Annotated in this window: 12 protein-coding genes; all 12 read right to left on the bottom strand. The window is 39.7% G+C overall.

Annotated features, from left to right (window positions below):
- Positions 1-8: 8 nt before the first annotated feature.
- On the bottom strand, positions 9-296 hold the full coding sequence (gene rplW, locus BVC88_RS03995; protein ID WP_075349322.1) for a 50S ribosomal protein L23: 288 nt from the start codon (positions 294-296) through the stop codon (positions 9-11).
- A 4-nt stretch (positions 297-300) separates the two neighbouring features.
- Entirely contained in the window at positions 301-930 is a 630-nt protein-coding gene (gene rplD, locus BVC88_RS03990; protein ID WP_075349321.1) for a 50S ribosomal protein L4, read from the bottom strand.
- Between the two features lie 3 nt (positions 931-933).
- Complete coding sequence (rplC, locus tag BVC88_RS03985; RefSeq protein ID WP_075349320.1) at positions 934-1,566, bottom strand: 50S ribosomal protein L3; 633 nt, start codon at positions 1,564-1,566, stop codon at positions 934-936.
- 245 nt (positions 1,567-1,811) lie between these two features.
- Positions 1,812-2,117 (bottom strand): 30S ribosomal protein S10, encoded by a 306-nt coding sequence (rpsJ, locus tag BVC88_RS03980; protein ID WP_024284766.1) that lies wholly within the window; start codon positions 2,115-2,117, stop codon positions 1,812-1,814.
- Positions 2,118-2,129: 12 nt separating this feature from the next.
- The gene (fusA, locus tag BVC88_RS03975; protein WP_075349319.1) at positions 2,130-4,250 is read right to left on the bottom strand and encodes an elongation factor G; all 2,121 of its coding nucleotides are present in this window, start codon (positions 4,248-4,250) and stop codon (positions 2,130-2,132) included.
- A gap of 5 nt (positions 4,251-4,255) precedes the next feature.
- Positions 4,256-4,723: a 30S ribosomal protein S7 gene (gene rpsG / locus BVC88_RS03970; RefSeq protein WP_075349318.1), complete on the bottom strand. Its 468-nt coding sequence runs from the start codon at positions 4,721-4,723 to the stop codon at positions 4,256-4,258.
- An 18-nt stretch (positions 4,724-4,741) separates the two neighbouring features.
- Positions 4,742-5,152 (bottom strand): 30S ribosomal protein S12, encoded by a 411-nt coding sequence (gene rpsL, locus BVC88_RS03965; RefSeq protein ID WP_075349317.1) that lies wholly within the window; start codon positions 5,150-5,152, stop codon positions 4,742-4,744.
- 98 nt (positions 5,153-5,250) lie between these two features.
- Positions 5,251-5,574 carry a DUF3467 domain-containing protein gene (locus BVC88_RS03960; protein ID WP_075349316.1) on the bottom strand — a complete coding sequence of 108 codons (324 nt, stop codon included), beginning with the start codon at positions 5,572-5,574 and terminating at the stop codon, positions 5,251-5,253.
- 60 nt (positions 5,575-5,634) lie between these two features.
- Positions 5,635-9,948: a DNA-directed RNA polymerase subunit beta' gene (gene rpoC / locus BVC88_RS03955; RefSeq protein ID WP_075349315.1), complete on the bottom strand. Its 4,314-nt coding sequence runs from the start codon at positions 9,946-9,948 to the stop codon at positions 5,635-5,637.
- A gap of 49 nt (positions 9,949-9,997) precedes the next feature.
- Positions 9,998-13,873 carry a DNA-directed RNA polymerase subunit beta gene (rpoB, locus tag BVC88_RS03950; protein WP_075349314.1) on the bottom strand — a complete coding sequence of 1,292 codons (3,876 nt, stop codon included), beginning with the start codon at positions 13,871-13,873 and terminating at the stop codon, positions 9,998-10,000.
- Between the two features lie 156 nt (positions 13,874-14,029).
- On the bottom strand, positions 14,030-14,413 hold the full coding sequence (gene rplL, locus BVC88_RS03945) for a 50S ribosomal protein L7/L12 (RefSeq protein WP_075349313.1): 384 nt from the start codon (positions 14,411-14,413) through the stop codon (positions 14,030-14,032).
- 43 nt (positions 14,414-14,456) lie between these two features.
- Entirely contained in the window at positions 14,457-14,999 is a 543-nt protein-coding gene (rplJ, locus tag BVC88_RS03940) for a 50S ribosomal protein L10 (RefSeq protein ID WP_075349312.1), read from the bottom strand.

Raw genomic sequence — 14,999 nt, 5'->3', positions numbered from 1 at the left:
TGATTCAATTAAACTTCTCCGTAAAAATCAATTACCTCTCCATCAGCTACTTCTACAATTGCCTTTTTGAAAGCATTTGTAAAACCTGACACAACTTTAGCTTTGGTGTATCTTGATTTATGCTTTGCAGCATATCTCATGGTTCTAATCGATACCACTTTTACACCAAACGTTTTCTCTACAGCATTTTTGATTTCTGGTTTCTTCGCGGTTTTTTCTACGATGAATCCATAAACGCCTCTTTCATTCATGGCGGAAATCTTTTCTGTAATTAGGGGCTGCTTTAGAATATCCATTGTCTTATTTCGATAAAATGGTTTCCAATTTACTTACAGATCCTTCACAGATAACCAAATGGTCAGCATTCAAGAGTTGGTAAGTATTTACATCATTTACAGTCACAACTTTTGACTTAGGAAGGTTTCTGCTAGACAGATATACATTCTTGTTTTCTTCTGGAAGTACCAAGATTGTCTTTTTGTCTGTAAGGGAAAGTCCACTAAGAAGTGCTAAAAAGCTTTTTGTCTTTGGTGTATCGAAAGATAAATCTTCCAATACCATCAGACTGTTATCCTTTATCTTGTAGGACAAGGCAGATTTTCTAGCTAGTTGCTTTACTTTTTTATTCAATTTGAAGGAATAATCTCTTGGCTGTGGGCCAAATACTCTTCCTCCACCTCGGAATAGAGGAGACTTGATAGATCCAGCTCGAGCACCACCGGTACCTTTTTGCTTTTTGATCTTTTTAGTTGATCCTGCTATTTCATTTCTCTCTTTCGACTTATGCGTCCCCTGTCTTTGGTTGGCTAAGTACTGCTTCACATCAAGGTAGATCGCATGATCGTTAGGATCGATTGCGAAAATCTCATCAGATAAACTGATCTTTCTACCCGTGTCTTCTCCTTTATGATTGATTACTGCTAATTCCATGGCTTACTTCTCTAGAATAACGAAAGAATTTTTAGGACCAGGCACTGAACCAGAAACTAACAAGAGATTTTGCTCAGCATAAATTTTCAACACACGAAGGTTGATTACTTTTACTCTATCTCCTCCAGTTCTTCCAGCCATTCTCATTCCTTTGAATACTCTGGATGGCCAAGAACATGCACCAATTGAACCTGGGTGCCTCGCTCTGTTATGCTGACCGTGGGTTTGTCCACCAACACCAGCAAATCCATGCCGCTTAACTACACCTTGGAATCCTTTACCTTTTGAAGTTCCAATTGCATCGATGAAGTCACCTTCAACAAATACTTCTGAACTCTTCACAGTAGCTCCTAAATCAACCTGGCCTTCAAATTCGACCCGGAAATCTCTGAACTCAACAACTTTCTGCTTTGGCGTTGTGCCGGCCTTTTTGAAATGACCAACTAATGGTTTTGGCGTATTTTTCTCTTTACGCTCACCATAAGCCAACTGCACTGCGTTGTACCCGTCTGTTTCGACGTTTTTTACTTGCGTCACTACGCAAGGACCAGCCTCTATTAGCGTGCATGCGACATTACGTCCATCGGCACTGAAAATGCTAGTCATACCTACTTTTCTTCCTATAATACCAGACATCTATACTAAGATATTTTGATAATCCACAAACAATTATTTGCTTGGGCCCTTTTAAAGGACTGCAAAGTTACTGAAATAAAATTCTGCAACAAACCGGAACTCCTATATTTTCAAAGTATTAGAAAATAATTCATTCCTTTTTCTTAAAATTTAATTCAAAAACCTTTTTGAAGTAATTTAAAAGAGCTTTCAATAAAAAGGCCTGCTTCGAAAAACAGGCCTTTTACTTTATTTTGAAAGTCCGATCAAACTTTGATCTCTACATCTACACCTGATGGAAGCTCGATTTTCATCAGTGCATCAACAGTTTTAGAAGAGTTTGAATAAATATCAACTAGTCTTTTATAGGTACAAAGTTGATACTGATCTCTAGCTTTCTTGTTTACGTGTGGAGATTTCAACACGGTGAACTTCTCCTTCTTAGTAGGCAATGGAATTGGACCTACTACGACTGCGCCAGTGGCTTTCACTGCCTTAACGATCTTCTCTGATGACTTATCCACCAGGCTATGATCGTATGATTTTAGTTTTATTCTAATTTTCTGATTCATCGCAATTTTTGATTAGTCTTTCTGACCTTTAACTTTAGCAATTACAGTTTCTGCAATGTTATTTGGAACTGGCTCGTAGTGAGAGAACGTCAATGATGCCGTTGCTCTACCTGAAGTAATTGTTCTCAAATCGGTAATATAACCGAACAACTCTGACAAAGGAACTGCAGCTCTTACTACAGAGGATGTACCTTTAGTATCCATACCCTTCATAAGTCCTCTTCTTCTGTTCAAATCACCGGTAATTGGACCAGTGTATTCGTCAGGAGTCACTACATCTACAGACATAATTGGCTCAAGCAATTGAGGCTTACATTTCTTAGCTGCATCTTTGAAACCAATTCTTGCCGCAAGTTCAAAAGAAAGTGCATCAGAATCGACATCGTGGAAAGAGCCATGAAATAATCTCACTTTCATGGATTCAATTGGGTAGCCTGCGAGAGGTCCATTCTTCATGCTCTCAGCGAAACCCTTTTGGATAGAAGGAATAAATTCTTTTGGAATTACACCACCTACAATGCCATTTACGAAATCAAGACCTGGTTTAATTTCACCAGTCTCAGGATCAGGATCCTTAGGACCAAGTTCGAATACGATATCTGCAAATTTACCTTTACCACCAGTCTGCTTCTTGTAAACTTCCTTGTGCTCAACAGAGCCAAATAGAGCTTCTTTGTATGCAACCTGAGGAGCACCTTGATTAATTTCAACCTTAAACTCACGCTTCAATCGGTCGATGATAATATCTAGGTGAAGTTCTCCCATTCCTCTCAAGATAGTCTGACCAGTTTCGTGATCAGTATTTACTTGAAGTGTAGGATCTTCTTCTACAAGCTTGGCGATAGCCATACCTAATTTATCAACATCTGCTTGAGTCTTAGGCTCGATAGCATATCCAATAACAGGCTCTGGGAAAACCATTGACTCTAATACTACTTTACGCTTTTCATCACAAAGTGTATCACCAGTCTTAATATCTTTGAAACCAACAACAGCTCCAATATCACCAGCAACTAGCCGCTCAATCTGATTTTGCTTATTCGCATGCATTTGGAATACACGTGAGATACGCTCTTTATTACCAGATCGGCTATTAAATACATAGGAACCAGATTCTAAGATTCCAGAATATGCTCTTACGAAGCAAAGTCTACCTACAAAAGGATCAGTAGCAATTTTAAAGGCCAAACCAGTAAAAGGTTCCTTTTCGTCAGGAGAGATTCTAACTTCCAATTCTTCGTCCTCACGATCGTGAGCGATGATATCATCCTTGTCTAGTGGTGAAGGAAGAAGCTCCATCACTAAGTCAAGCATAGTTTGTACACCTTTATTTTTGAAAGAAGAACCGCAAACCATAGGGACAATTTTCATGTCTATAGTTGCTTTTCTTAATGCACTTAGAATTTCTTCTTCAGTAATTGAGTTTGGATCTTCGAAAAATTTCTCCATCAAAGATTCATCGTAGTCAGCAACAGCCTCTAGCAAATGCTCTCTCCACTCCTCTACTTCCTCTAACATATCCTCTGGAATAGGAACTTCGTTGAAGGTCATTCCAAAATCATCTTCGTTCCAAACGATACCACGGTTATTGATCAAATCAACTACACCGGTGAATTTATCTTCAGCTCCGATTGGAATCTGCAAAGGAACAGCATAGCTACCCAACATTTCCTTTACTTGCTTACACACCTCAAGGAAGTTAGCACCAGCACGATCCATTTTATTAACAAACCCGATTCGAGCTACTTTATAATTATCAGCTAATCGCCAGTTAGTTTCAGACTGTGGTTCAACACCATCCACAGCACTGAACAGGAAAACCAGTCCATCTAATACTCGAAGGGAACGGTTCACTTCTACAGTGAAATCCACGTGGCCTGGAGTATCGATGATATTTATTTGATATTTTTGATCTCTATAGTTCCAAAAAACTGTAGTTGCAGCAGAAGTGATCGTGATTCCACGCTCTTGCTCCTGAGCCATCCAGTCCATTGTCGCAGCTCCATCATGAACCTCACCAATCTTGTGAGATACACCGGAGTAAAAAAGAATACGCTCAGTGGTAGTGGTTTTACCAGCATCAATGTGCGCAGCAATGCCTATGTTTCTTGTATATTTTAAGTCTCTTGCCATCCTAATTAAAATCTAAAGTGTGAGAACGCCTTGTTAGCCTCAGCCATTCTGTGTGTATCATCTTTCTTTTTCACTGCAGCACCCTCGCCTTTTGCACCGGCAATGATTTCTCCAGCAAGACGATCCATCATAGTCTTCTCACCTCTTTTTCGAGCATAGTTGATCATCCACTTGATTCCAAGGGCCATCTTTCTTTCAGGTCGGACTTCCATTGGAACTTGGAATGTAGCACCACCAACTCTACGACTCTTCACCTCTACGGATGGAGCAATATTGTTAAGCGCTTTTTTCCAAACTTCAAGACCATTCTCACCTACTTTGGATTCTACCTTTTCTACTGCATCGTAGAAAATGTTGTAAGCAATACTCTTCTTCCCATCTACCATTAGACAGTTCACAAACTTGGTTACCAAGGTATCATTGAACTTTGGATCAGGAAGAATATATCTCTTCTTTGGTTTCGCTTTTCTCATTTCTTTTGAATGTTTTGATTATTTCTTTTTTGCCGGAGCAGCTGGAGCACCCTTACCTGCTTTCGGTCTTTTAGCACCATACTTAGAGCGACCTTGCTTACGGTCTTTTACTCCTGCTGTATCTAGTGCACCTCGGATGATGTGATATCTCACACCTGGCAGATCTTTCACACGACCACCTCTGATCAATACGATCGAGTGCTCTTGCAAATTGTGACCTTCTCCAGGAATATAAGCGTTCACTTCTTTTCCGTTTGTCAATCTCACCCTAGCCACTTTACGCATCGCAGAGTTAGGCTTCTTAGGGGTTGTAGTATATACTCTGGTACAAACTCCTCTTCGCTGTGGACATGAATCCAAAGCTCTTGATTTTGATTTGGTTTCCAGTGTAGTTCTACCTTTTCTTACTAATTGTTGAATAGTAGGCATTAACTGATAAAATTTAGTTTTCCTGTAAACTGTTAAATTTTGGACTGCAAAGGTAATGAACTTAATAAAAGGAACAAACTTAGGAAGTTATATTTTTATCAAGCCTCTCCCGGAGTCCCAAAACTGATTGGGAATTGAGGGGCTCCACCGGATTGGTTAATCTTCCCGAATGCGGCCTCATACTTTTCTATGTTATCCTTCAATGCTGCCAAAAGTCGCTTAGCATGCTCAGGAGTCACAATAACTCGTGATTTGACTTTTGCTTTAGGAACACCCGGCATAAGCCGAATAAAATCTATTACAAACTCAGAATTAGAATGAGCGATCATAGCCAAATTAGAGTAAACACCTTCAGCAACTTCTTCAGATAGCTCAATATTGATTTGTTGATTTGCCCTGTTTTTTTCTTTCTCGTCTTCCATAGTATTTGATTAAAAAAGGCCTGTATGGATACAGGCCTTTCAATTCATATTAAGATCCTATTAAAGGATCGCCTCACTAGTTCTCTTCGAGTTACTTCGCTCGATACTATCAGAAAGTTTATCGTATTCCTCTTGAGATCCTACAATGATTGGCTGGAGTCTTCTCTGACCAGTACCAGCAGGGATCAAGTGCCCAACAATTACGTTTTCTTTCAATCCTTTAAGCTCATCACGCTTACCTCTGATGGCTGCTTCAGAAAGCACCTTGGTGGTTTCCTGGAAGGAGGCCGCTGAGATAAAGCTTTCAGTACCCAAAGAAGCTGCAGTAATACCTTGCAAGGTCGGCTTAGAAACTGCTGTCTCTGCATCTCTTACTGTTACCAGTTTAAGATCTTTACGCTTCAAGCTCGAGTTCTCGTCTCTTAGTCTTCTTGCAGAAATGATCATACCAGGCTTCAATGTCGAAGATTCACCTGCGTCCATTACTACTTTCTTATCCAAGATATTGTCATTTTCCTCACGGAAAGCCCACTTATCGACTACTTGATTCTGAAGGAATCCAGTATCACCAGCATCAAGGATTTCAACTTTTTGCATCATTTGAGATACAATTACCTCAATATGCTTGTCATTGATTTTTACACCCTGAAGACGGTAAACTTCCTGAATCTCATTCACCAAATACTCCTGTACTGCAGTTGGGCCTTTGATTGATAGAATATCATTTGGAGTAATTGCGCCATCTGACAATGGCTCACCAGCTCGGATAAAGTCATTCTCCTGAACCAAAATATGCTTAGAAAGAGATACCATGTATTTCTTAATCACACCATCCTTAGATTCAATGATTATTTCTCTATTACCTCTTTTGATACCTCCGTAAGTTACTACACCGTCGATTTCAGATACCACAGCCGGATTGGATGGATTTCTTGCTTCGAATAGCTCAGTTACTCTTGGAAGACCTCCGGTAATATCTCTTGTCTTACCTACTGATCTTGGGATTTTCACCAAAATCTGTCCAGCCTTTACTTTTTCACCAGCTTCTACAGCTAAGTGAGCTCCAACTGGAATATTATATCCTTTTGATTCATCACCATAATTGACAAGAATCGCAGGGTTTTTGGTTCTATCTTTTGTATCAATGATTACCTTCTCACGGAATCCAGTCTGATCATCAGCTACTTCTTTGAAAGTAACTCCTTCCACAATTGCATCAAATTCAATTTTACCATCAAATTCAGAAAGGATAACCGCATTATATGGATCCCACTTACAAAGTGATTCACCTTTTGCGATTTTTTGACCATCCTTCACGTTGAGGATAGCACCATAAGGAACGTGATTTGAAACTAAAGTTTTTCCAGTTTTGGAATCATTAATTTTTATTTCACCAGATCTACCCATCACAACAGAAAGTGGCTCACCTTCTTTGTTGGTTGTTTCTAGCCATCTCAATTCTTCATCGAATTCAACCACACCTTCAAACTTTGCAAGCACAGAAGCTTCTACAGCCATGTTGGAAGCAGTACCCCCAACGTGGAAAGTTCTAAGTGTAAGCTGAGTACCTGGCTCTCCAATAGATTGAGCTGCAATAACACCTACAGACTCTCCCTCTTGAACCATGTTACCTGTAGAAAGATTTCTACCATAACACTTCGCACAAACCCCTCTTCGAGTTTCACAAGTCAATACTGATCTGATCTCTACTTCTTCGATTGTTGACTCATCCACGATACGAGCTACTTCATCATCGATTTCAGAACCAGCTTCCACGATCAATTGATCGGTAACTGGATCATACAAATCATGAACAGAAACTCTTCCTAAGATTCGCTCAGAAAGTGGCTCAACAATCTCGTCGTTGTCTCTTAATGGCTGAACGATCAATCCTCTCAATGTTCCACAATCATCTTCAGTGATAATCATGTCTTGTGCAACATCCACCAATCTTCTGGTTAGGTATCCAGCATCGGCTGTTTTCAATGCAGTATCAGCAAGACCTTTACGTGCACCGTGTGTTGAGATGAAATACTCCAATACATCTAGTCCCTCTTTGAAGTTAGATAGAATTGGGTTTTCGATGATTTCACCAACAGAACCTTGAAGGTTTTTCTGCGGCTTAGCCATCAATCCTCTCATACCACCCAGCTGACGAATCTGTTCTCTAGAACCTCTAGCTCCAGAGTGCATCATCATATAGATCGCATTGAAACCTTGCTTATCCTCTTCCATCTGCTTCATTAGATTATTAGTCAAATGAGAGTTGGTTCGAGTCCAGATATCAATTACCTGGTTATATCTTTCATTGTCTGTGATTAGACCCATCAAATAGTTATTCCAAACCTGATCAACCTCTTCTTTTGCTTTCGCAATCATTGGTTCTTTCTCAGCTGGAATAATTACGTCATTCAATCCCATTGACAAGCCACCTTTGTATGCCATTTGGAATCCAAGGTTCTTGATATCGTCAAGGAATTGAGCCGTACGGGCCATTCCGCAAACTTTTACTACAGTTGCAATAATTTGCTGAAGTTTTTTCTTAGTCAATAGCTCATTTACATAACCTACCTCGTCTGGTACAAACTGATTGAAGATCAATCGGCCTGCTACGGTATCAATTATTTGACTAGTGATGGTACCCTCAGCATCTCTGACGTTTACTTTACACTTGATATTTGCATGCTTGGAAATTTTTTCCTCATTCATTGCAATTATCACTTCTTCAGTGCTATAGAACGTCATTCCCTCTCCAGCCACTGGCTCTTCAGGAGTAGACTTCTTGCCTTTGGTCACATAATAAAGTCCTAAAACCATGTCTTGAGACGGTACAGTAATTGGTGCACCGTTGGCAGGGTTAAGAATATTATGTGAAGAGAGCATCAAAGTAGAAGCTTCCAAAATTGCTTCATGTCCGAGAGGTACGTGAACTGCCATCTGGTCACCGTCAAAATCGGCGTTGAATGCAGTACATACCAATGGATGAAGCTGGATTGCTTTTCCTTCGATCAGTTTTGGTTGGAAAGCTTGAATACCTAATCTGTGAAGGGTTGGAGCACGGTTAAGTAGGACAGGGTGTCCTTTCAAAACGTTTTCCAAAATATCCCAAACTACCGGATCCTTACGATCAACAATTTTCTTTGCAGATTTTACGGTCTTAACAATTCCTCTTTCGATCAATTTACGAATGATAAAAGGCTTGAAAAGCTCAGCTGCCATATTTTTAGGAAGACCACACTCGTGAAGCTTCAATTCAGGACCTACAACGATCACCGAACGTCCGGAGTAATCCACACGCTTTCCGAGCAAGTTTTGACGGAATCTACCTTGCTTTCCTTTCAACATATCAGAAAGAGACTTTAAGGCACGGTTTCCATCGGATCTAACCGCATTTACTTTTCTTGAGTTATCAAAAAGTGAATCCACAGCTTCCTGGAGCATTCGCTTCTCGTTTCTTAGGATTACCTCTGGCGCTTTGATATCAATCAATCGCTTCAAACGGTTATTTCTAATTATAACTCTTCTATAAAGGTCATTCAAATCAGAAGTCGCAAAACGACCTCCATCCAAAGGAACCAATGGACGCAATTCCGGTGGAATCACTGGAACCATACGAACAACCATCCACTCAGGGCGGTTTTCAATTCTGGTTCTTGCATCACGGAAAGCTTCTACTACTTTAAGTCGCTTTAAAGCTTCAGCCTTACGCTGCTGAGAAGTATCTGTAGCTGCTTGATGTCTTAATGAATAAGATAAATCATCCAGGTCAATTCTTGCTAAAAGCATCTCAAGAGCCTCAGCTCCCATCTTTGCAATAAATTTATTTGGATCCTCGTCATCGAGCATATGGTTTTCCTTAGGAAGCTTGTCCATAATGTCCAAATACTCGTCTTCAGTCAAGAAGTCAAGATATTGTACTCCCTCTTCCGCTTTGACACCAGGCTGAACTACTGCGTAACGCTCGTAGTAAACAATCTGATCAAGCTTCTTGGTAGGTAATCCTAACAGGTAACCAATTTTATTTGGAAGGGATTTGAAATACCAGATGTGAGCAACTGGAACAACCAATTCGATATGGCCCATTCGCTCTCTTCTTACTTTCTTTTCAGTAACCTCTACACCACAACGGTCGCAGATAATACCTTTATACCTGATGCGCTTGTACTTTCCACAATGACATTCCCAGTCTTTTACTGGACCAAAGATTCGCTCACAGAACAGTCCACCCATTTCAGGTTTGTAGGTTCTATAATTGATAGTCTCTGGCTGGGTCACCTCACCATTTGAGCTATCCAGAATAGATTCTGGAGAAGCTAGGCTGACAGTGACTCTTGAAAAATCATTGTTAAGTTTTTTATTTTTTCTGAACGCCATAGTTTTTTGAAGATATGTAAAGGGCTCTTGCGAGCCCTAATTCGCTTAATTAATCTAGGGTAATTTCAAGAGCCAAACCTCTCAACTCATGAACCAATACATTGAATGATTCAGGAATATTAGGCTTAGGAAGGTTTTCACCCTTCACAATAGCTTCATAAGCTTTTGCTCTACCGATTACGTCATCAGACTTCACAGTCAAGATCTCTTGCAGTACATGAGAAGCACCGAATGCTTCCAATGCCCATACTTCCATTTCACCGAATCTCTGTCCACCAAATTGAGCTTTACCACCCAATGGCTGCTGCGTAATCAATGAATATGGTCCGATAGATCTTGCGTGCATCTTATCATCAACTAGGTGACCAAGTTTCAACATGTAGGCTACCCCTACGGTAATTGGCTGATCGAATTTCACTCCAGAAAGACCATCATAAAGGTAAGTTCTTCCATAAGCTGGCAATCCTGCCAATTCCAATTCTGCTGATACTTCTTCTAAGGTAGCTCCATCAAAAATTGGTGTAGCATATTTCTTACCTAGTTTCTGACCCGCCCAAGCGAGTACTGTTTCGAAGATCTGTCCGATGTTCATTCGAGAAGGTACACCAAGTGGATTCAATACGATATCCATAGGAGTTCCATCCTCTAAGAATGGCATATCTTCGTCTCTTACGATACGGGCTACAATTCCCTTATTACCGTGACGACCAGCCATTTTATCACCTACTTTTAGTTTACGCTTTTTAGCGATATAAACTTTTGCAAGTTGTACAATTCCGGCAGGAAGCTCATCTCCAACTTCAAGCGTAAATCGCTCTCTTTTAAAGTTACCGCTGATCTCATTTCTAGAATTGACAAAGTTCTTCACAAGTTGAGAAACCAAAGTATTGGTATAATCATCTTTAGTCCAGTCATCAAGAATGATATCTGCAATGAGGTTAGCCTCTTCAGGAACGTTGTAGTTACTCTCATCTCTGTAAGGATTTTTAGCAGGGAACAAGTTGTTTTCAATGTTTTTAGCATTGAACTTAGTTCCTTTAGAAATGATCTCATCCCCAAATTTATGCTTTACCCCCTGAGAAGTTTTACCATCAAGAAGAGCTACAAGCTTATTTATCATTTTAGCCCTAATAGACAAAAGATCTCTTGAGTACTTTGCCTTCAGTTTTTCAACTTCTGCTTTGGCTTTAACTCGTACATCTTTATCCTTCTTAGGTCTTGAGAATAGTTTAGTCTCTATTACCACACCATTCAAGGATGGGGAAGCTTTCAAAGAAGCATCTTTCACATCACCGGCTTTGTCTCCAAAGATTGCTCTCAGTAGTTTTTCTTCCGGTGTAGGATCAGTTTCACCTTTAGGAGTGATTTTACCAATTATGATATCACCTTCTTTCACCTCGGCTCCGATACTGATTACTCCATTTTCATCAAGGTTTTTGACAGCCTCCTCAGAAACGTTAGGGATTTCAGAAGTTAATTCCTCCTCACCTCTTTTTGTATCTCTTACCTCAAGCTGAAATTCTTCTACGTGGATAGAAGTAAAGACATCTTCACGTACAACTCGCTCAGAGATAACGATCGCATCCTCAAAGTTATAACCCTGCCAAGGCATGTATGCTACTTTAAGGTTTTTACCTAATGCTAGTTCACCTTCATTGGTAGAATAACCTTCAACTAAGACTTGACCTTTCTTAATTTTCTGTCCTTTAAGAACTAAAGGAGTTAAATTAATGGTAGTATCTTGGTTTGTTCTTCTAAACTTAATCAAATCATAAGATTTGTATTCGTCAGTGAAGTTCACCAATAACTCATCTTCAGTGAGATCATATTTGATGACGATTTTACGTGCATCTACATAATCTACCACACCATCAGCTTCTGCAATAATCAAAGACCTTGAATCAACTGCAGCTTTAGCTTCCAAGCCTGTTCCTACGATAGGAGCCTCAGCTTTAAGAAGTGGTACTGCCTGACGTTGCATGTTTGATCCCATCAAAGCTCTGTTCGCATCATCATGCTCCAAGAATGGAATAAGAGAAGCTGCTACAGATACAATTTGGTTAGGAGCTACGTCCATATAAGTAATCTCTGAAGGCTCCAATACAGGGAAGTCACCTTCAAATCTTGCTTTAACTTTTTCATTTATGAACTTTCCTGACTCATTCAGAGGGGCATTAGCCTGAGCGATGTTGTGATCATCTTCCTCTTCTGCAGTCAAGAAAACTATATCCTCAGACTTCATTCCAGCTTTACCATCTTTCACTTTTCGATAAGGAGTCTCAAGGAATCCCATAGAATTCACTTTTGCGTGAACACAAAGCGAGGAGATCAAACCGATGTTTGGTCCTTCCGGAGTTTCAATAGTACAAAGACGACCGTAGTGCGTATAATGAACATCTCGAACCTCAAATCCAGCTCTTTCTCTTGAAAGTCCACCTGGACCCAAAGCTGAAAGTCTTCTCTTATGGGTCAATTCAGCCAATGGGTTGGTCTGATCCATAAATTGAGAAAGCTGGTTTGTACCGAAGAATGAGTTGATAACTGAAGAAAGTGTTCTTGCATTGATCAAATCTACAGGCTTGAAATCTTCGTTATCTCTAACGTTCATTCGCTCACGAATCGTTCTAGCCATTCTAGCCAAACCAACACCGAACTGACTGTAAAGTTGCTCACCAACTGTCCTAACTCTTCTATTACTAAGGTGGTCAATATCATCGACTACCGCTTTAGAGTTGATCAAACCGATCAAGTACTTCACGATATAAATGATATCTTCTTTGGTCAATACAATTTTTTCAGGATCAATATCAAGACCAAGCTTTTTATTGATTCTATATCGACCAACTTCACCAAGATCATATCTCTTATCCGAGAAAAATAAGCTGTGAATCACCTCTCGAGCTGTAGACTCATCCGGAGCTTCAGTATTTCTTAGCTGACGGTAAATCACCTCAACTGCTTCTTTTTCAGAGTTTGAGTTATCTTTCTGAAGTGTGTTATATACGATTGAGAATTCGGCTACATTGACATCTTCCCTATTAAGGATAATGCTTTTAGCTCCTGAGTCCAAAATCATTTCGATATCTTCTTCAGTCAGGACAGTGTCCCGCTCAAGTAAGACTTCATTTCTATCGATTGAAACTACTTCACCTGTATCTTCATCCACAAAGTCCTCAACCCAAGTTCTAAGAACACGAGCTGCAAGCTTTCTGCCTGCTACTTTTTTCAAAGCTGCTTTGGTAGTAGCTACTTCCTCAGATAAACCGAATAGATCAAGGATATCCTTATCAGTTCCATAACCTATGGACCTTAATAGAGTAGTTACAGGGAATTTTTTCTTACGGTCGATATATGCATACATGACATTATTGATGTCTGTAGCAAATTCAATCCAAGATCCTTTGAAAGGAATAATTCTTGCAGAATATAATTTCGTACCATTAGTGTGTTTACTTTGAGCAAAGAACACACCCGGAGAACGGTGAAGTTGAGATACAATAACTCTTTCTGCGCCATTGATTACAAATGAACCTTTTTCCGTCATATACGGAAGATTACCCAAGAATACTTCTTGTTCGATTGTCTCGAAATCCTCATTATCCTCATCATGACAAAGCAATCTGAGTTTTGCTTTTAATGGGACAGAGTAGGTCAAGCCACGGTCTATACATTCGCCAACACTATATTTTGGAGGGTCTACTGCATAATCAATAAATTCTAGAGTGAAATTTTCTCTGGAATCACTGATTGGGAAGTTTTCTGCGAATACTTTAAATAAGCCGTCTGCCCGGCGTTTTTCGGCAGGAGTATCCAACTGAAAAAAGTCTTTGAACGACTGCAGCTGAATATCTAGAAAATCCGGATAGTCTTTGACCACCTTAATGGAGGAGAAACTTTTCCTTTCGGTTTGATTCTTGATAGCCAAGGTAGTATATGTTTATGGTGAAATTAATTAGCGAAATAAGTCAATTTTCGCTTGGAATAATGCAATTTAATACCTGTGCATAAACAGGAAAAGACCTGACTAAAATAGTCAGGTCTTAGGTGCTGAGCCTCGACCTAGAAGTCTCGGCTTAGCAAATTATTTAATCTCTACTTCAGCACCAGCCTCTTCCAAAGACTTCTTCAAGCCTTCAGCTTCGTCTTTTGCTACGCCTTCTTTAAGTGCTTTTGGAGCTGAATCTACTAGATCCTTTGCTTCCTTAAGACCAAGACCAGTTAATTCCTTAACAAGTTTAACAACTGCCAGCTTAGATGCACCAGCTGCTTTCAAGATAACATCGAAAGATGTTTTCTCTTCTTCAACTGCAGCTTCTCCAGCACCAGCTCCGCCACCTGCAACTACTACTGCACCAGCAGCAGCAGGCTCGATGCCATACTGATCCTTAAGAATATCTGTCAATTCTTTAACTTCTTTTACAGTCAAGTTTACCAACTGATCTGCAAGTTGTGTAAGATCTGCCATTGTATTTGAAATTTAATTTTTTGTTTGAATGATTTTTTAAGTATTATTTTTCTTCTCTTTCTGCAAGTGTTTTAAGCACTCCGGTCAAATTGTTCTGACCACTTTGCAATGCAGAAAGAAGGTTCATTGCTGGAGATTGTAGCAATCCGATTAGATCGCCAAGCAATTCCTGCTTTGACTTTAGCTTAGACAGCATTTCAAGGTTAGCTTCACCAATGAAAACATCAGTATCAATAGCAGCACCTTTAAAAACTGGTCTAGTCTCTTTTTTGCCTATTTTTTTTCTGTAATCCAACAACAAATTTGCTGGTAAATTACTTGTCTCTTTTGAGAATAAAATTCCAGAGAATCCTTTCAATGCCTCAGATGACAACTTTGAATAGTCAGCATCTAAGTTTTCCAAAGCTTTAGCGATAAGAGTATTTTTGTACACTTTGTACTCAATACCTTTTTCGAAACATGCTCTTCGGAATGAATTGGTCTGAGCAACAGAAAAACCTGATGCATCAGTAATGTAGAAGAAAGGGGTTTCTTTGAACTTCTCAGTAAGACCGTCGATTATTACTTTCTTTTCGTCTCTAGTCAT

It is taken from the genome of Algoriphagus marinus (assembly GCF_001936475.1).
GTDB classification, from domain to species: domain Bacteria; phylum Bacteroidota; class Bacteroidia; order Cytophagales; family Cyclobacteriaceae; genus Algoriphagus; species Algoriphagus marinus.
Note: the sequence above shows the minus strand (reverse complement) of the source record. Positions and strands in the feature narration are given on the sequence as shown.

Coding starts and splice junctions, on each gene's coding strand:
- rplD (WP_075349321.1), bottom strand. CDS start 930: ATGGAATTAGCAGTAATCAATCATAAAGGAGAAGACACGGGTAGAAAG.
- rplJ (WP_075349312.1), bottom strand. CDS start 14,999: ATGACTAGAGACGAAAAGAAAGTAATAATCGACGGTCTTACTGAGAAG.
- rpoC (WP_075349315.1), bottom strand. CDS start 9,948: ATGGCGTTCAGAAAAAATAAAAAACTTAACAATGATTTTTCAAGAGTC.
- rpsG (WP_075349318.1), bottom strand. CDS start 4,723: ATGAGAAAAGCGAAACCAAAGAAGAGATATATTCTTCCTGATCCAAAG.
- rplW (WP_075349322.1), bottom strand. CDS start 296: ATGGATATTCTAAAGCAGCCCCTAATTACAGAAAAGATTTCCGCCATG.
- rplC (WP_075349320.1), bottom strand. CDS start 1,566: ATGTCTGGTATTATAGGAAGAAAAGTAGGTATGACTAGCATTTTCAGT.
- BVC88_RS03960 (WP_075349316.1), bottom strand. CDS start 5,574: ATGGAAGACGAGAAAGAAAAAAACAGGGCAAATCAACAAATCAATATT.
- rpsJ (WP_024284766.1), bottom strand. CDS start 2,117: ATGAATCAGAAAATTAGAATAAAACTAAAATCATACGATCATAGCCTG.
- rplL (WP_075349313.1), bottom strand. CDS start 14,413: ATGGCAGATCTTACACAACTTGCAGATCAGTTGGTAAACTTGACTGTA.
- rpsL (WP_075349317.1), bottom strand. CDS start 5,152: ATGCCTACTATTCAACAATTAGTAAGAAAAGGTAGAACTACACTGGAA.
- fusA (WP_075349319.1), bottom strand. CDS start 4,250: ATGGCAAGAGACTTAAAATATACAAGAAACATAGGCATTGCTGCGCAC.